This is a genomic window from Variovorax paradoxus (genome assembly GCF_022009635.1).
Taxonomy (GTDB): domain Bacteria; phylum Pseudomonadota; class Gammaproteobacteria; order Burkholderiales; family Burkholderiaceae_C; genus Variovorax.
On sequence record NZ_CP091716.1, the window covers coordinates 4835007 to 4852500 of the forward strand.

16 protein-coding genes and 2 rRNA genes (1 of these 18 running past the window's edge) are annotated in these 17494 nt (G+C 65.2%); 12 read left to right on the plus strand and 6 right to left on the minus strand.

The genetic code is table 11. The annotated features are described in order from the left end of the window. The first annotated feature begins 56 nt into the window (after positions 1-56). The gene (locus tag L3V85_RS22290; protein WP_237674882.1) at positions 57-398 is read left to right on the plus strand and encodes an immunity 51 family protein; all 342 of its coding nucleotides are present in this window, start codon (positions 57-59) and stop codon (positions 396-398) included. A 36-nt stretch (positions 399-434) separates the two neighbouring features. Beyond that, entirely contained in the window at positions 435-884 is a 450-nt protein-coding gene (locus tag L3V85_RS22295) for a GNAT family N-acetyltransferase (protein WP_237674883.1), read from the plus strand. Positions 885-890: 6 nt separating this feature from the next. On the opposite strand, the gene L3V85_RS22300 is transcribed toward L3V85_RS22295, so the two are convergent. Next, entirely contained in the window at positions 891-2168 is a 1278-nt protein-coding gene (locus tag L3V85_RS22300; protein WP_237674884.1) for a LysR family transcriptional regulator, read from the minus strand. 168 nt (positions 2169-2336) lie between these two features. Here L3V85_RS22300 and L3V85_RS22305 point away from each other — a divergent pair, with 168 nt between their 5' ends. Genes L3V85_RS22305 through L3V85_RS22335 form a run of 7 tightly spaced genes read left to right on the plus strand, consistent with a single transcriptional unit; the run spans position 2337 to position 9049 of the window. Then, positions 2337-3365 carry an amidohydrolase family protein gene (locus L3V85_RS22305; protein WP_237674885.1) on the plus strand — a complete coding sequence of 343 codons (1029 nt, stop codon included), beginning with the start codon at positions 2337-2339 and terminating at the stop codon, positions 3363-3365. 11 nt (positions 3366-3376) lie between these two features. Next, a complete protein-coding gene (gene ligK, locus L3V85_RS22310) occupies positions 3377-4066 on the plus strand; it encodes a 4-carboxy-4-hydroxy-2-oxoadipate aldolase/oxaloacetate decarboxylase (RefSeq protein WP_414080239.1) in 690 nt (229 codons plus the stop codon). A gap of 15 nt (positions 4067-4081) precedes the next feature. Next, positions 4082-5386, plus strand: coding sequence for a gallate dioxygenase (locus tag L3V85_RS22315; protein WP_237674887.1), 1305 nt, complete (start codon positions 4082-4084; stop codon positions 5384-5386). A 35-nt stretch (positions 5387-5421) separates the two neighbouring features. Continuing rightward, entirely contained in the window at positions 5422-6402 is a 981-nt protein-coding gene (locus L3V85_RS22320) for a Bug family tripartite tricarboxylate transporter substrate binding protein (protein ID WP_237674888.1), read from the plus strand. Between the two features lie 20 nt (positions 6403-6422). After that, complete coding sequence (locus L3V85_RS22325; RefSeq protein ID WP_237674889.1) at positions 6423-7415, plus strand: Bug family tripartite tricarboxylate transporter substrate binding protein; 993 nt, start codon at positions 6423-6425, stop codon at positions 7413-7415. A 25-nt stretch (positions 7416-7440) separates the two neighbouring features. Then, positions 7441-8334 carry a DUF1932 domain-containing protein gene (locus L3V85_RS22330; RefSeq protein WP_237674890.1) on the plus strand — a complete coding sequence of 298 codons (894 nt, stop codon included), beginning with the start codon at positions 7441-7443 and terminating at the stop codon, positions 8332-8334. A gap of 19 nt (positions 8335-8353) precedes the next feature. Continuing rightward, a complete protein-coding gene (locus L3V85_RS22335; protein WP_237674891.1) occupies positions 8354-9049 on the plus strand; it encodes a substrate-binding domain-containing protein in 696 nt (231 codons plus the stop codon). 294 nt (positions 9050-9343) lie between these two features. Here the strand turns inward: L3V85_RS22335 and L3V85_RS22340 are convergent, their stop codons facing one another. From L3V85_RS22340 to hglS, 3 genes are read right to left on the minus strand one after another with little or no spacing between them, the layout of a single operon-like run. After that, complete coding sequence (locus tag L3V85_RS22340; RefSeq protein WP_237674892.1) at positions 9344-10762, minus strand: FAD-binding oxidoreductase; 1419 nt, start codon at positions 10760-10762, stop codon at positions 9344-9346. A gap of 28 nt (positions 10763-10790) precedes the next feature. After that, complete coding sequence (locus tag L3V85_RS22345; protein ID WP_237674893.1) at positions 10791-11684, minus strand: LysR family transcriptional regulator; 894 nt, start codon at positions 11682-11684, stop codon at positions 10791-10793. A 38-nt stretch (positions 11685-11722) separates the two neighbouring features. Next, entirely contained in the window at positions 11723-13102 is a 1380-nt protein-coding gene (gene hglS / locus L3V85_RS22350) for a 2-oxoadipate dioxygenase/decarboxylase HglS (protein ID WP_237674894.1), read from the minus strand. 338 nt (positions 13103-13440) lie between these two features. Here hglS and L3V85_RS22355 point away from each other — a divergent pair, with 338 nt between their 5' ends. The 3 genes from L3V85_RS22355 to L3V85_RS22365 all read left to right on the plus strand — a co-directional run bounded on the left by L3V85_RS22355 (position 13441) and on the right by L3V85_RS22365 (position 15424). Next, a complete protein-coding gene (locus L3V85_RS22355) occupies positions 13441-14448 on the plus strand; it encodes a Bug family tripartite tricarboxylate transporter substrate binding protein (protein WP_237674895.1) in 1008 nt (335 codons plus the stop codon). Positions 14449-14730: 282 nt separating this feature from the next. After that, entirely contained in the window at positions 14731-14949 is a 219-nt protein-coding gene (locus L3V85_RS37365) for a PAAR domain-containing protein (protein ID WP_272933992.1), read from the plus strand. Between the two features lie 52 nt (positions 14950-15001). Further along, positions 15002-15424 (plus strand): DUF1801 domain-containing protein, encoded by a 423-nt coding sequence (locus tag L3V85_RS22365; RefSeq protein WP_237674896.1) that lies wholly within the window; start codon positions 15002-15004, stop codon positions 15422-15424. Between the two features lie 367 nt (positions 15425-15791). Here L3V85_RS22365 and rrf read toward each other — a convergent pair. Next, positions 15792-15904 (minus strand): 5S ribosomal RNA (gene rrf / locus L3V85_RS22370). A gap of 131 nt (positions 15905-16035) precedes the next feature. Next, positions 16036-17494, minus strand: a 23S ribosomal RNA gene (locus L3V85_RS22375); it runs 1405 nt beyond the window's last position.

Sequence of the window (17494 nt, forward strand, 5' to 3'; positions counted from 1 at the left end):
GTCCTGTCATGGACCATGGCCATCCACCCGATTTCCACGAAAACGGAGCCTTCGAAATGAGCACTCTTGAAGCGATCAGTCCCTTCCAGATCGTCCAGGGCGACAGGAGCACATCGGTCATCCTCAACGCCGGCGACTACCGCGCCGACATCTTCGCGGAGCGCGCGGAAGACGGCTTCGAAGGCAACGGCTACGACTGGGGTTCGCTGGCCACGGTGTTCCTCGAAGAGAAGATGCCCGAGCTGAAAGACATCGTGCGGCTGGACCCCGAAGGCAGTATGTTCTGCGCCTACTCCAGCGACAGGCAGGCGCTCGAGACATTCGCCGTCGCCTTCCATGCCATGTGCGAGAACAAGGAACAGATGCGCGACCTGTTCTCGCGTGCCGAGCTCGACTGAGCCTTGCTCCCGCCCTCGCCCCGTCAGAATGGCGGGATGAAGATACGCCAGATTTCCGAATCCGAACTCCCGGCGTTGCTGGCGCTCTACAGCCACCTGCACGCATCCGACGACCCGCTTCCCGACGAAGCGCATGTGGCCGCCGTCTGGCGCGAGCTTCTGGCAAATACGCGCTGCCGCTACTTCGGCGGCTACGTGGACGAGCAACTGGTGTGCAGCTGCACCATCACCGTCATTCCGAATCTCACGCGCGGCTGCAGGCCTTATGGCGTGATCGAGAACGTCGTGACGCATGCCGACCACCGCAAGAAAGGCCACGCGAAGGCGGTGCTGCACGAGGCGCTCGCCTTCGCATGGGCCGAGCGCTGCTACAAGGTCATGCTGATGACCGGCCGCAAGGACGAGGCGACGCTCAGGTTCTACGAGGGCGCGGGTTTCGACCGGCATGGCAAGCAGGCCTTCGTGGCCAGGCCGCCCGCCGGCTGAGCCCTTTCAGCGGAAGTCCGCGGACCCCGCCACCACCTTGCCGATCTCTTCCATCAAGGCACGCGCCCCTGGTGAAGGAAAGGCGCCCAGGCGTTGCGTCAGGCCGATCTCGCGCCGCGTTTCCTCCAGCGGAAAGTCCAGCACCACCAAGCTGCCGTCGCGGATTTCGTAGCGCAACTGGTGCGCCGAGATCGCGGTGAGCATGTCGCTTTCCAGCAGCAGCCCGCGAAGCACGGCGAGATCGCCGGTCTCCACTGCCGGCAGCGGCGGCGCCTGCCGGGCATTCGAGAAGAAGCGCTCCAGCAGCTCGCGCGAAGGCGAGCCCTGCCGTGAAAGTGTCCAGCGCGCCTCGCGCAGCATCCTGAAATCGATGCGCTCCGCGCGCGCGAGCGGATGCCCGGCGCGCGCGATCACCGAGATGCGGTCTTCGAACAGCGCCTGCTGCTGCAGGTCTTTGACCTCGCCGGCGTTGTTGCGCAGTGCGCCGAGAATGAAGTCGATGTCGCCGCTGCGCAGCGACGCCGCCAGCGCGTCGTAAGGACTCTCCACCGTGGAAACATGCAACTGCGGATGCCGCGCCAGCAAGGAGGCAATCGCCAGCGGCAGGATCTGCGTGCGCCCGAGCGGCAGCGCGCCCACGGTCACGCTGCCCTGCAGGCTGCCTTCGCTGGCGGCGATGTCGGGGCCGATGTGCCTCAGCTCCGACAGCACCCGCTTGAAATAGAAGGCGACGATCTCGCCGGCCGGCGTCGGCGACAAGCCTCGTGCCGTTCGCGTGAAGAGCGCGACGCCCAGCCCGCTTTCCAGGTCCTTGAGCGCGCTGCTGATGGCCGGCTGCGTGATGCCGAACTCGCGTGCCACGGCGGGCATGTTGCGCTTCTGCGCGAGGCTCGCGACCACGGCAAGACGACGGCCGTTCAGGATCGAGGTGAAGAGCGAATGGACATCGGCGCCGCCGTCCATTCCGCCGCGCGCCACGAGCTGCGTGCGCGCTTCTTCGAACTCGCGCTCGATGCGCAACGCGCGCACCAGCACCAGCTCTCCGTAGGCGTTGAGCGCCATGCCCCGTGCGCGCCGGTCGAACAGCGGGCGGCCGAGCGCGGCTTCCAGGTCCAGCACCGAGCGCGTCACCGCGGACGCCACCCGGTACAGCGCGTCCGCGGCCGCCGCGACGCTCCCCGCCGCGGCCACGGCCGAGAACGCCCGCAGGTGCCGCAAGTTGATGCCAAGCGCCACGCTGTCGGCATGGCCGATAACTTTGTGATGTTCGATTTGCTTGGTCATGGCTGGATGCTCTGCCCTGGATCATGCATTTTCGACGTCAAGGGTTAACCCTTGTCGATAAAAAAGAATGATGGCAGCGCAACGCTAACTCACGCCACGCGTCGCCGCTGCGGCGCAGACTTCTTCCATGCTTGAAGCCACCACTGCACACCGCCCGGAGCGCTGCGAATGATCATCGACTGTCACGGCCACTACACGACCGCGCCCAAGGCCCTGGAGGCATGGCGCAACCGGCAGATCGCCGGTATCACGGCCCCATCGGAAAGGCCCAAGGTCTCGGAGCTGAAGATCAGCGACGACGAACTGCGCGAATCCATCGAGACCAACCAGCTGCGCCTGATGAAGGAGCGCGGCAGCGACCTGACCATCTTCAGCCCGCGCGCGAGCTTCATGGCGCATCACATCGGCGACTTCGAGGTCTCCTCGACCTGGGCCGCCATCTGCAACGAGCTGTGCTTCCGCGTGAGCGAGCTTTTTCCCGATCACTTCATCGGCGCGGCGATGCTGCCGCAATCGCCCGGCGTCGACCCTGCCAGCTGCATTCCGGAGCTGGAGCGCTGCGTGAACGAATACGGCTTCGTGGGCATCAACCTCAACCCGGACCCCTCGGGCGGCCACTGGACCAGCCCGCCGCTGTCGGACCGCCACTGGTATCCGCTCTACGAAAAGATGGTGGAGCTGGACATTCCCGCGATGGTGCACGTGAGCACCAGTTGCAACGCCTGCTTCCACACCACCGGCGCGCACTACCTGAATGCCGACACCACGGCCTTCATGCAGTGCCTCACATCGGACCTGTTCAAGGACTTCCCGGCGCTGCGCTTCGTCATTCCACACGGCGGCGGCGCGGTGCCTTACCACTGGGGGCGTTTTCGCGGCCTCGCGCAGGAGCTGAAGAAGCCGCTGCTGAAGGACCACCTGCTCAACAACATCTTCTTCGACACCTGCGTCTACCACCAGCCGGGCATCGACCTGCTCACGCGCGTGATCCCGGTCGACAACGTGCTGTTCGCGAGCGAAATGATCGGCGCGGTGCGCGGCATCGACCCCGAGACCGGCTTCAACTACGACGACACGCGCCGCTACATCGACGCCACGCCCATGCTCGACGACAAGGCCCGCCGCCAGATCTACGAAGGCAACGCGCGCCGCGTGTATCCGCGCCTGGACCGCGCGCTCTCTCAAAAAGGACTCTGAACATGACCGCCATGCCACTCCAGGAACTCGGCGTCGTGCACCGCAGCGTGGTTCGCGCCGACGCGGCCGCCGTCGAGAAGCTGTCGCGCTTCGGCGTTTCCACGGTGCACGAGGCGCTGGGCCGCCTCGGCCTGATGGCGCCGCGCATCCGCCCCATCCACCCCGAGGCGCGCCTGTGCGGCACCGCCGTCACCGTGCTGCTGCAGCCCGGCGACAACTGGATGCTGCACGTGGCGGCCGAGCAGATCCAGCCCGGCGACGTGGTCGTTGCCGCCTGCACCGCCGACAGCACCGACGGCTTCTTCGGCGACCTGCTGGCCACCTCGTTCAAGGCGCGCGGCTGCAAGGGCCTGGTGATCGACGGCGGCGTGCGCGACGTGCGCGACCTCATCGCCATGGACTTTCCCGTGTTCAGCCGCGCCATCCACTCCAAGGGCACGATCAAGGCGACGCTGGGCTCGGTCAACGTGCCCGTGGTGTGCGCCGGCGCGCTGGTGCAGCCGGGCGACGTGGTGGTGGCCGACATCGACGGCGTGGTGGTGGTGCCGGCGCAGCTTGCAGCGCGCGTGGCCGATGCAGCCGAAGCGCGCGAGGCCAACGAAACCGGCAAGCGCGCGCGTTTCGCGGCCGGCGAACTGGGGCTGGACATGTACGGCATGCGCGAGCCGCTGGCCAAGGCCGGCCTGCGCTACATCGACTGAGCGAGGAAACGCACCGTGGCTCGCATCATCGGCGCCGTCGCCTGCTCGCACACGCCCACCATCGGCTTCGCGTTCGACAAGAACAAGCAGCAGGACCCGGTCTGGGCGCCCATCTTCGAGGCCTTCGCGCCGGTGCAGCAGTGGCTGGCCGACAAGAAGCCCGATGTGCTGTTCTTCATCTACAACGACCACGTCAGTTCCTTCTTCTTCGACCACTACTCGGCCTTCACCCTCGGCGTGGGTGAACGGCACGAGGTGGCCGACGAAGGCGGCGGCGCGCGCGACCTGCCGCCGCTGGCGGGCCATCCGGCGCTGGCGCGGCACATCGGCCGCTCGCTGGTGGCGGACGAGTTCGACATGTCCTTCTTCCAGGACCGCGCGCTGGACCACGGCGTGTTCTCGCCGATGTCACTGCTGTGCCCGCACGAGCCGGCATGGCCGATTCCCGTGGTGCCGCTGCAGGTGGGCGTGCTGCAGTCGCCGGTGCCTTCGGCGCGCCGCTGCTACAGGCTCGGCCAGGCGCTGCGCCGCGCGATCGAGAGCTACCCGGAGGACATCGGCGTGGCGATCGTCGCCACCGGCGGCCTCTCGCATCAGGTGCACGGCGAACGCGCGGGCTTCAACAACACCGCATGGGACGCGCAGTTCCTCGACCTGATCGAGAACGACCCCGTGCGGCTGACCGAGATGACGCAGGCCGAACTGGCCACGCTCGGCGGCATGGAAGGTGCCGAGGTCATCATGTGGCTGGTGATGCGCGGCGCCCTGTCGGCGAATGTTCGCAAGACGCACCAGAGCTACTACCTGCCCTCGATGACCGGCATTGCCACGGCCATCTACGAGAACCTGGCGAGCCCGCCCATTGCCGGCGAGGTCGAGCGGCACCGCCGCCACGTCGAGCAGGAGCTGGCCGGCGTGGAAGCACTGCGCGGCACTTATCCGTTCACGCTGGAGACCAGCGTGCGAGCCTATCGCCTCAACAAGTTCCTGCACGGCATGACGCGCCCGGCGCATCGCGCAGCCTTCCTGGCCAATGAGGAGGCCGCATTCGAGGCCGCGGCGCTGACCGAAAAGGAACGCGAGATGGTGCGCCAGCGCGACTGGCGCGGCCTGATCCAGTACGGCGTGATCTTCTTCATGCTGGAGAAGCTGGGCGCGGTGGTAGGCGTGTCGAACCTGCACATCTATGCCGCCATGCGCGGCCAGTCGCTGGAAGATTTCCAGCAGACCCGCAACGCGCCCGGCGCGCTCTATTCGGTGGCCGGCAAGGACGCGGCACCGCAGGCCTGGGACAACGCGACCGCGCCCGACCGGCGCTGACCGCGCTTCCTCTTTCGACTCCGGAGACAACAACAATGAAATCCCTTTCCCGACGACTCGTGCTGGGCGTTGCCGCGCTGGCCGTGTCCGGCCATTTCGGCATCGCTGGCGCGGCCGACGCGTTCCCGTCCAAGCCCGTGAAGGTGCTCGTGGGCTACAGCGCAGGCGGCGCGGTCGATGCCATCGCGCGCTCCGTGGGGCTGAAGATGTCGGCCATCCTCGGGCAGCCGGTGATCGTCGAGAACAAGCCCGGCGCGGGCACCAACATCGCGATCAAGTCGGTCATCACCAGCCCGCCCGATGGCTACACGCTGCTGCTGGCAGCCAATGCACTGGCGGTGAACCCGTCGCTGTTCCAGCCCGCGCCCTACGACCTGGAGCGCGAGCTGACGCCGGTGGCATCGGTCGGCCGCGTGCCGGTGGTGTTCACGGTGCGCGAGGAATCCGCCATCAAGACGCTGCCCGAACTGGTCGCCGCGACCAAGGCCAAGCCTGGCGGAGTGACCGTCGCCACGCCAGGCAACGGATCGACACCGCACCTGGCCATGGAGCTCTTCCAGCACACCGCCGGCCTGCAACTTCGGCACGTGCCCTACAAGGGCGGCGCGCAGGCGCTCACCGACGTGCTCGGCGGCCATGTCGACGTGGTCGCGGTGAACGCGCTCGAGGCGCTGCCGCTCGCCAAGTCGGGCAAGCTGCGCGTGCTGGCGGTGATGAGCGCCGAGCGCTCCGCCGTGTTGCCCGGCGTGCCCACCGTGGCCGAGTCGGGCTATCCGGGGTTCGAGGCCAGCGTCTGGTATGGCTTCGTCGGGCCGGCCGGCCTGCCCAAGCCCGTGGTCGACAAGCTGCATGACGCGGTACAGAAAGCCATCGACTCGCCCGAGGTGCGGGCGCAGCTCGCGGCGGCCGGCGGCATTCCGCTGCCGGGGCCGACCGAGCAGTTCGCCACGCTGCTGAAGACCGACGTGGCGCGCTACGGCAAGCTGATCCGCGAAGCCGGCATCAAGCCCGATTGACGACGAACGCCATGACCACCATGAGCATCAACCGCCGCCAGGCCTGCCTCGCCGCGGCAGCCGCCGCCCTTCTGCCGGCAAGCCGCGCCGCCAATGCGCAGCAGGCTTATCCGTCCAAGCCGATCCGCATGGTCATTCCGTTCACGCCCGGCGGCTCCACCGACGTGCTCGGGCGGGCCATCGGCCTCGAGCTGGGCCACGCCTGGCACCAGCCGGTGGTGGTCGACAACCTGCCCGGCGCCGGCGGCTCCATCGGCGCGGACAAGGTGGCGAAGTCCCCCGCCGACGGCTACACGCTGCTGATGGGCCACATCGGCACGCTGGCCATCAACCCGTCGCTGTATCCCAAGCTCGACTACGACCCGGTGCGCAGCTTCGCGCCCGTGGCTTGGGTGGCGCGCGTGCCGAACGTGCTGGTGGTGCATGCATCGGTGCCGGCCCGCACGCTGGCCGAACTGGTGGCGCTGGCCAAGGCACAGCCGGGGAAGCTGGCCTTCGGCTCCGGCGGCAACGGCAGCGCCGCGCACATCGCGACCGAATATCTCAAGCTGCAGACCGGCGCCTCCTTCCTGCATGTGCCCTACCGGGGTACCGCGCCGGCGGTGACGGACCTGCTCGCGGGCCAACTGCAATTGCTGTTCACCGGCGCGCCGGCGCTGCTGCCGCACATCAAGGCCGGCAAGCTGCGCGCGCTGGCGGTGTCGAGCCCCCAACGCATCGCGCTGTTGCCCGACGTGCCGACCGTGGCCGAAAGCGGCGTCCCCGGAACGAAGGATTTCGAGGCGGACCAGTGGTACGGCGTGGTCGCGCCGGCGGGCACGCCCGCGGACATCGTCGCCCTGCTCAACCGGCAGATCAACCAGTCGCTCAATTCGGCCGAGGTCAAGGCACGGCTGAACGCGGAAGGCGCGGAGCCCACGCCGTCGACGCCGCAGGTCTTCGGCCAGTTGATCGCGAGCGAAATGAAGCGGTGGGACCGCGTGATCAAGAGCGCCCACATCACCGTCGACTGAAGACACCACGAAGAGACACACCATCATGGGAACGACACTGGGCCTGATCGGCTATGGCGAGGTAGGCGGCATCTTCGGACGAGGGCTGCACGCAAAGGACGGCGTGGATGCCGTCTGGGTCTGGGACAAGCGCTTCACCGATCCGGCAACGGGCGCGGCGGCGCGCGCCGCGGCGGAAGGCGACGGAATGCGTGTGGCGAGCGGCATGCAGGAGCTTTGCAGCCATGCCGCCCTGCTCGTCTCGGCCGTCACCGCGTCCAACACGCTGGCCGTGGCCGAGGAAGCCGCGCGTCATGCGCGCAGCGGCAGCCGCTTTCTCGATCTCAACTCGGCGTCGCCCGGCACCAAGCAGCGCGCGGCGGCGGCGCTGGAGGCCGTGGGCACAGCCTATGTGGAAGCCGGCGTGATGACCTCGGTGCCGCCATACGGCATCCGCGTGCCGATGCTGCTGGGCGGCGCGCAGGCCGAAGCGCTGGCCGCGACGCTGGCCGGCTGGGGCATGGAGGTGCGCGTGGTGAGCGAACAGCTCGGCGTGGCCTCGGCCATCAAGATGAGCCGCAGCATCATGATCAAGGGGTTGGAAGCGCTGGTCATCGAGAGCTACACCACCGCGCGGCGCTATGGCGTGGAAGCGCATGTGCTGCCGACGCTGAAGGAGACCTTCCCGCAGATCGACTGGGACAAGCAAGGCGCCTACTTCTTCAGCCGCGTCGTGCAGCACGGCAAGCGCCGCGCCGAGGAAATGCGCGAAGCGGCGCAGACGGTTCGCGAGGCCGGCTTCGAGCCGCTGATGGCTGCGGCCATTGCGTCGAAGCAGGACTGGGTGGCTTCGCAGGCGCACGAGGGCGTGTTCGATGGACTCGATGGCGGCAGCGACTGGCAGGCCTATGCTGACCGGCTGATCGGCCGCGACTCCTGATTTTTCCTGGCGGAAACACATGAGCAAGGCGATCCAGGGAATCGGCTCGATGGCCACGCGCGGCCTGATGCTGGAACTGACTGCGGCGTACACGCGTTCGAGCGGCGTGGCGGTTGCTTTCGAGTCGGTCGGCGGTGTGGAAGCTGCGCGGCGCGTGTCGTCAGGCGAACTCTTCGATCTGATGGTGCTGGCATCGGATGCGATCGACAAGCTGGCTGCAGCCGGCAAGGTGGATGCGTCACGCAAGGTCGATGTGGTCCGCTCCGGCGTTGCCGTGGCGGTGCACGCGAGTGCCGCGCGGCCCGATATTTCGAGTGAAGACGCGGTGCGACGCGCGGTGCTGGAAGCCGAGAGCATCGCCTACTCGACCGGGCCGAGCGGCGTGGCGCTGATGACGCTGTTCGAGCGCTGGGGCATTGCCGGCACGATCGGGCAGCGGCTGGTGCAGGCACCGGTCGGCGTGTCGGTAGGCTCGCTCGTCGCGCGTGGTGAGGCTGCGTTGGGGTTCCAGCAACTGAGCGAGCTGATGGGCGTCGAGGGCATCGCGCTGCTGGGGCCGCTGCCGGCGGAGATACAGATCACCACAACCTTCAGTGCCGCGCCTGGCGTGGGAGCGTCGCAGCGCGATGCGGTGATCGACCTGCTCGCCTGCCTGACTTCGAAGGAAAGCGAAGCGGCAAAGCGCCAATTCGGCATGGAGCCGGCCGGTAGCTGAGCGATAGGTTTTGCTCCTTCCCCTTCCGGGGGAAGGCTGGGATGGGGGCAGCGCCCAACGAGCGTTGTGAATAGGGTTAGGCCGTCGTGCCCCCACCCCGGCCCTCCCCCGGGAGGGGAGGGAGAAATGCGCCGAAAACTAGACCTGGACCACGCGAATAGGCTTTGCTCCTTCCCCTTCCGGGGGAAGGCTGGGATGGGGGCAGTGCCCAATGAGCGTTGTGAATGGGGGGTGAGGCCGTCGTGCCCCCACCCCGGCCCTCCCCCGTGAGGGGAGGGAGAAATGCCTCGAAAACTAGACCCGGATCATGCGCCCCGGGTTGAGCGTGTTCTTCGGATCGAGCCCGCGCTTGATGGCCCGCATCATCTCCAGCGCCACGGGCGACTTGTGCCTCTCCAGCTTGTCGACCTTCAAGGAGCCCACGCCGTGCTCGGCCGAGAACGAGCCGCCGAACTTCTCCACCGCGTCGTACACCAGCGTGTTGATGCGCTCTTCCTCGTTCTTCAGGAACGCCTTGGTGTCGATGTTCTCCGGCGCCTGCACGTTGTAGTGCAGGTTGCCGTCGCCCAGGTGGCCGAAGTTCACGAGGCGCACGCCTTCGATCTCGCGCTTGAGCAGGGCATCGGTCTCTTCCACGAAGGCCGGGATGCGCGACACCGGAATCGAGATGTCGTGCTTGATGTTCAGGCCTTCCTCGGCCTGCGCCAGCGGAATGCTCTCGCGGATGTGCCACAGCTGGTGCGCCTGCGTGAGGTTCTCGGCCACCACCGCGTCGGTGACGCAGCCGTCTTCGAAGGCGGTTTCCAGCAGGGCCTCGAAGCGCGCGCGAGCATGGTCTTCGGATTCGTTGTCGGAGTTCTCCAGCAGCACGCAGTACGGCACCGCTTCGTCATTGATGAAGGGCACGCGCAGCTGCGGCATGTGCTTGTCGACCAGGCTGAGGGCGAACTTGCCCATCACCTCGAAGCCGGTCAGGCCCGCGCCCAGGTGCTTGTGCGCCAGGCCCAGCAGGGTGACCGCATGGTCCAGCGAAGGCACGGCCGCCCAGGCCGTGAGCTGCGCGGCCGGCAGCGGATACAGCTTCATGGTCGCGGCGGTGATGATGCCCAGCGTGCCTTCGCTTCCCACGAACAGGTCGCGCAGGTCGTAGCCGGTGTTGTCCTTGCGCAGGCCGCTGGTGCCTTCCCAGATCTCGCCCTGGGGCGTGACCACTTCCAGGCCCAGGCACAGCTCGCGCGTGTTGCCGTAGCGAACCACCTGGGTGCCGCCGGCATTGGTGGCCAGGTTGCCGCCGATGGTGCAGCTGCCTTCGGCGGCCAGGCTCAGCGGGAACAGGAAGCCAGCCTTCTCGGCCGTTTCCTGCAGGGTTTGAAGAATGCAGCCGGCCTCCACGGTCATGGTGAGGTTGGCGGCGTCGATGGTGCGCACGGCGTTCAGGCGCTGCAGGCTCAGCACCACCTGGGTGCCGCTGTCGTCGGGGATGGAGCCGACCGCCAGGCCGGTGTTGCCGCCCTGGGGAACGATGGCGGCGCCGGCCGCGGCGCAGGCCTTGACCACGCCGGCCACCTGCTGTGCATTGGCCGGGCGCACCACGGCCAGCGACTTGCCGCGCGCGCGCTTGCGCCAGTCTTGTTCGTAGGCGGTGAGGTCGCCTTCGGTCAGCACATGCGGGGCGCCGACGATGGCGCGCAGTTCTTCGATCAATGTGGTCACGGTGCGGATGTCCGGGAAAAAGGAAAATTCAGAAAGCCGATGCCGCGGCGCCGATCCAGCGTCGAAAGCTCCGCAGCGGCGGATAGTCGCCACGGCCCGAAGGCCAGGCGAGGTAGTAGCTGTCAGCGCTTTGCACCGGCCCGTCGAGCGCCTCGACGAGGTCGCCGCGCGCCAGCTCCTGCTCGATGAGGAACTTCGGCAGCAGCGCGATGCCGAGCCCTGCCATCGCAGCCTGTGCGGCCATCGCGAACTGATCGACGAGCATGCCCGGCACCTGGTCCACCGATGTCCGCATGGCCGCGAACCATTGCTTCCACGCCTGGGGCCGGGACACCAGGTGCAGCAGCGGCGCCTTCAGCAGATCGGTCGGCGTCTCGAAGCCATGCAACTCGCGCAGCTTGCGGCTGCAGGCGGGAACCACCGTTTCGCTCATCAGGAAATCGAGCTCGGCGCCCAGCCAATCGGGCTGGCCGAAGTGCACGGCCGCGTCGATCTGCTCCATGCGGAAGTCGAAGGGTGCGAGCCGCGTCACGAGGTTGATCGTGATGCCCGGATGCTCGGCGACGAAGTCGGGCAGGCGCGGCGCCAGCCAGCGCGTGCCGAAGGTCGGCAGGATGGCGAGGTTCAGCGTGCCGCCCGAAGGATTGGCGCGAAAGCCGAGAGTCGCAGTCGATATGCGCCCCAGCGCCTCGCGCACCTCCTGTGCATAGGCTTCACCCGCCTGCGTGAGCCGCACGGCATGGCGCTCGCGCACGAAGAGATCGCCGCCCAGCAGTTCTTCCAGCGCGCGGATCTGCCGACTGACCGCGCTCTGCGTAAGGTTCAGTTCGGCAGCGGCGGCCGTGAAGCTCTGCAGGCGCGCGGAGGCTTCCAGCGCGCGCAGGAGAGCCATCGACGGGAGAAAACGACGGGACCAGGTCATGGAATCGATCCGGTGCCTTCGCCAGTTCCCACGCGCACTTAATGCGCGGACAGGAAAGGAACGGCCTCTTTCAGCGAGCGCGCCTGCGCTTCTTCGTACAGCGCGATCTCGTCTTGCACCGTCGCGCCCAGCGCGGCTTCGAACACGGCCTGCGCGCTGTTGGCGGCATAGCTCTTCTGCTCGTCCGCGCCGAGGTTGGACTGGAAGATGCCGGCAGCGCTCACGGGCAAAAAGTCTTCGTAGGTGATGGGTTCGGCTTCCAGCCAGCCTTCGTCGACGAGCGCATGCAGCGGCTTCGCGCCGAGCGCGTCCTGATTCGCGGCGCGGCCCTTGTCGGTCAGTGCATAGCGGAAGAAGCCGAGGCCCTCTTCGCGCATCGTCTTCAGGTCGTCGGGGAAATCATTGAACGCGGCGTTCAGTCGCGCCTGGTAGTCGGCTCCGGCATTGCCGGCGCCGTTCGCGTCGCGCACGCGGGAGAGCAGCGCGTCGTAGAGCGCCCGGCCCTTGCGGGTCAGCGCAACGCCGCGTTGCTCGATCTCGCCGAATCGCGCGGTGTGCGTGCCTGCCTCGCCCTCGCTCTCGCCGACGAAAGCCACGCGCTCCTGCAGCGCGCGAAAGCTGGTCTGGCGCAGCAGGATCGGCACCTTGCGGCGCGGCGGGCCTTCGATGACGTCCTTGGCGGACATGCCGCGGCGCGTCATATCGACCTGCGCATCGTCGATGTTCAGGGTGCGCGGCGTGAGGTGATTGATGTGCGGACCCTTGAAGCAGGCCACGTCGGCGATGAGCCGGTGCGCCGCCAGCAGCTTGTCGTAGGTGGCCTTGCTCACCGTGGCCTCGCTGTGCCAGCGGAAAGTCTCCAGGGCCTGCGCCACGAATTCTTCCGCCTCTGCAGCCGTCAGGCCACCGGCCTTCTCTGCTTGCTCGATGAGTGCCAGCGCGCGCGGCGTGAAGATGTTCCTGCGCGCCAGGATCTGCTGCACCTCTGCGCGCAGCGCGAGGTCTTCGATCAGCTCGAGCCGCAGCAGCGATGTGAAGACGCGGAACGGGTTGTTCGACAGCGATGCATCGGTCACCGGGCGGAAGGCTGTCGAGTGCACCGGCACACCGGCCACGGACAGGTCGTAGTAGCCGACGGGCGCCATGCCCATCACCTTGAACAGGCGCCGGATCGTGGCCAGCTCCTCGGGCTTGCCCAGGCGGATGGCGCCGTGGCGCTCGACATCAATCCGCTCCAGTTCGCCGTTCTTGCGCAGATGCGCCAGAAGCGTCGGCTCGCGCATGCTGTCGGCGTTGACGTTGGCCACGACATCGAGCAGATCGCCGTACAACGGAACCTCCTCGCGGTACATCTCGGACATGCGGCGGGAGAACAGCGAACGGATCTCGTCGCTGGAGAGGAAGGTGGTGTCGTTCATTGGAGGTGGTCTTGAAGTGACGCGAGGCGCCCGGCATTCCCGGAGCGCATCGGTCGAGTGCGCAACCAAAATTTTCGGCAGCGCGGGCGGGCGGGTCAAACGATCTTCTTGCCGAACGTCATTCCTCCAGCGCATGAACTCGGCCCTTCGCATGCTGGCGCCAGACATTCCGTCGCTGCATGGACTCGATTCCAAAACATCACTGTCGGTGAAACAAGGAGGAATCACAAAATACCGTCCCCATCGCTGCCACCGAGCAGCCGCGGTTCAGCGCGTGTGCCGCCGCGCCGCATGCACGCCGCCAGCCGACTTTTCAAACAGAGACACAGGGACTCCCCATGCCAGCTCAGACATCGAACCATCGCCGCGCCCTCCTCTCGCTCGCCCTGATCGCCGCCGTCGGCGGAGTCGCGCTCTCGCAGCCCGGCACCGCGCAAGCGGAGAACGCCTGGCCGACCAAGGCCATCACGCTGGTGGTGCCCTTCCCCGCAGGCGGCACGACCGACACTATGGCGCGGCTGGCGGGCCAGGCGCTGAGCAAAGAACTGGGTCAGTCGGTGGTCATCGACAACAAGCCGGGAGCTGGTGGCAACATCGGCGCGCAGGCGGTGGCGCGCTCGACGCCCGACGGCTACACGCTGCTGATGGGCACCGTGGGCACGCATGCCATCAACCCCGCGCTCTACAAGAAGATGCCCTACAACCACCTCAAGGACTTCGCGCCCGTCTCCCGCGTGGTGGCCGTGCCGAACGTGCTGGTGGTGAACCCGTCGCGGCCGTACAAGACGGTGCAGGAGCTGATCGCATATGCCCGGGCCAATCCGGACAAGGTCACCTATGCCTCGTCGGGCAACGGCACGTCGATCCACCTCGTGGCCGAACTCTTTAAGACCATGACCGGCGTGAAGATGCAGCACATTCCCTACAAGGGCAGCGCGCCCGCCCTGGCCGACCTGATGGGCGGGCAGACCGACATCATGTTCGACAACATGCCGTCGTCGATCTCGTTCGTGAAGGCGGGCAAGCTGCGCCCGCTGGCCGTGACCACGGCCACGCGCTCGGCCCAGTTGCCGAACGTGCCGGTGCTCGCCGAAGCGGGGGTGCCGGGCTTCGATGCAGCATCGTGGTTCGGGCTGCTGGCGCCTGCAGGCACCCCGGCCGCCGTGATCCAGCGCATCGACGACGCGCTCATCAAGGCGATGGCGTCGACCGAGCTCAAGCAGAAGATCATCGAGCAAGGTGGCGACCCCGTCGCCGAAACGCCGGAGAAGTTCTCGGCGTTCATCCAGTCGGAGACGGTGAAGTGGGGGAAGATCGTGAAGGATTCAGGGGCCAGTGTCGATTGACGATGTGCTGAGGGCACGCCGGGCGCGTGGGCCTGGGTGGCAGCTACCATCGCGAGGTCGCAACGATGTTTCCTCGACGGTGTCGCTCGTTTCGGCCACCGTTGAGCGTGCGAGGAGCAAGGTGCCGAAGGGGCGCGCGCTTCAACGGCAATGTGCTCTGCTCCGGTCTCACTCACGAGCTGCAGGATGGCAACTGGATCACCACCGCCCGATTCGGAGCACCTGCGCTCTCCTCTTCCTCCGGCGCCGCGCTCGAGTTGACCGACCGGAACGGCAACAGGATTGCGCTCGACGCCGACGGCATTACGCTGGACAGTCCGAAGAACATCAGGCTCGCCGCCGGTAGGCGACAGCGCCGTGTGCGTGGGGCCGCCCGACGTCATCGTTCAAGGCTCGGCAACGGTGCTCATTGGCGGTCGATCTGCGGCGCGCATGGGTGATGCGACGGCACATGGCGGCAGCATCGTGCTAGGGCTGCCCACCGTGATGATCGGGGGTTGATCAGGCGGCTACCATTCGGCTTCGGAGTCACGGCAACTTCCAGGAAGAAGACATGAAAAAGTCGGACGATACAAGCCCAAGCCAGCCGGCCTCGGAACTCATTTCGAACAAGATCGCCGAGCTCGGGGGCTGGCGCGGCGCAACGCTCGCCAGGATGCGCAAGCTCATCAAGGAAGCAGACCCCGACGTCGTCGAGGAATGGAAATGGATGGGCACACCGGTCTGGTCGCACGACGGGATCATCTGCACCGGCGAGTCTTACAAGAGCGCTGTGAAGCTCACCTTTGCGAAGGGCGCGTCGCTGAAGGACCCCGCCCGGCTCTTCAACGCGAGTCTCGATGGAAACATGCGCCGCGCCATCGACATTCACGAAGGAGAAGAAGTCGATGAAACTGCCTTCAAGGCACTCGTTCGTGAGGCGATCGAACTCAACGGTGCTGGCAAATCGAAATCTTCGAAAAAAGCGAAGAGTTGAATCGGCGCGGATCTGCTTGCGTGCCAGGTCTTCCGGCTAGAGATGCTTTTGCAAAGCTGAACAGTGCTGCGACCTCACGGAGTACAGTCAGGAATGACTTCACATACGCCTGCACCCTCTAACCCGCCGCCCACGACGGCTCCCGTCGAGGTCACGGAGACCCAGGCGTTCACGCAAGCTTGGATTCTGTTCGCGGTGCTATTTGTAGTGGTTATTGGCATCCTGTGGGTATTGCAGGCTCGTTACGGCTGACTGGCACCTACGCGCGCTAACCTGTTTTGAATAGCACACCGTGTGCACTTTCAAGTTCCCTAAAGCAAAAAACCCCAGTCAGTTGTATCTGACTGGGGTTTTCTGGGCTGTAAGAGCCTGACGATGACCTACTTTCACACGGGAACCCGCACTATCATCGGCGCTGAGTCGTTTCACTGTCCTGTTCGGGATGGGAAGGAGTGGGACCAACTCGCTATGGTCATCAGGCATAAAGGGTTGCTTGGCTGATCACATGATCAACCAAACGAATTCATAGAGTTTGGAATCAACTTTTGGCGAATTGTTTTGAATGCGTCAACTTGGCATAACACCTTGATCAGTATTTTGATCAAAGTTATAGGGTCAAGCCGCACGAGCAATTAGTATCAGTTAGCTTAACGCATTACTGCGCTTCCACACCTGACCTATCAACGTCCTGGTCTTGAACGACTCTTCAGGGGGCTCAAGGCCCCGGCAGATCTCATCTTGAAACGAGTTTCCCGCTTAGATGCTTTCAGCGGTTATCTCTTCCACACTTAGCTACTCGGCAATGCCACTGGCGTGACAACCGATACACCAGAGGTGTGTCCACTCCGGTCCTCTCGTACTAGGAGCAGGCTTCCTCAAATCTGCAGCGCCCACGGAAGATAGGGACCAAACTGTCTCACGACGTTTTAAACCCAGCTCACGTACCTCTTTAAATGGCGAACAGCCATACCCTTGGGACCGGCTACAGCCCCAGGATGAGATGAGCCGACATCGAGGTGCCAAACACCGCCGTCGATATGAACTCTTGGGCGGTATCAGCCTGTTATCCCCAGAGTACCTTTTATCCGTTGAGCGATGGCCCTTCCATACAGAACCACCGGATCACTATGTCCTGCTTTCGCATCTGCTCGACTTGTCAGTCTCGCAGTTAAGCACGCTTATGCCATTGCACTATCGTCACGATGTCCGACCGTAACTAGCGTACCTTCGAACTCCTCCGTTACGCTTTGGGAGGAGACCGCCCCAGTCAAACTGCCTACCATGCACTGTCCCCGATCCAGATAATGGACCTAGGTTAGAACCTCAAACACACCAGGGTGGTATTTCAACGTTGGCTCCACAAGATCTAGCGACCCTGCTTCAAAGCCTCCCACCTATCCTACACAGATCTGTTCAAAGTCCAATACAAAGCTACAGTAAAGGTTCATGGGGTCTTTCCGTCTTTCCGCGGGAGATTGCATCATCACAAACATTTCAACTTCGCTGAGTCTCAGGAGGAGACAGTGTGGCCATCGTTACGCCATTCGTGCAGGTCGGAACTTACCCGACAAGGAATTTCGCTACCTTAGGACCGTTATAGTTACGGCCGCCGTTTACTGGGACTTCAATCAAGAGCTTGCACCCCATCATTTAATCTTCCAGCACCGGGCAGGCGTCACACCCTATACGTCCACTTTCGTGTTTGCAGAGTGCTGTGTTTTTAATAAACAGTCGCAGCCACCGATTTTTGCAACCCATTCATGCTCCGTTGTTCACTTCACACTAATAGGGCACACCTTCTTCCGAAGTTACGGTGTCAATTTGCCGAGTTCCTTCTCCTGAGTTCTCTCAAGCGCCTTAGAATACTCATCTCGCGCACCAGTGTCGGTTTGCGGTACGGTCGTTGTTAGCTGAAGCTTAGTGGCTTTTCCTGGAACCTCGTTCAATCACTTCACCAGCAAGCTGGCTCGATCGATGGCCTCGGTATATGTGCACCGGATTTGCCTAATGCACGCCTACTTCCATCTAAACCGGGATATCCAACACCCGGATGACCTATTAAGATCCGTC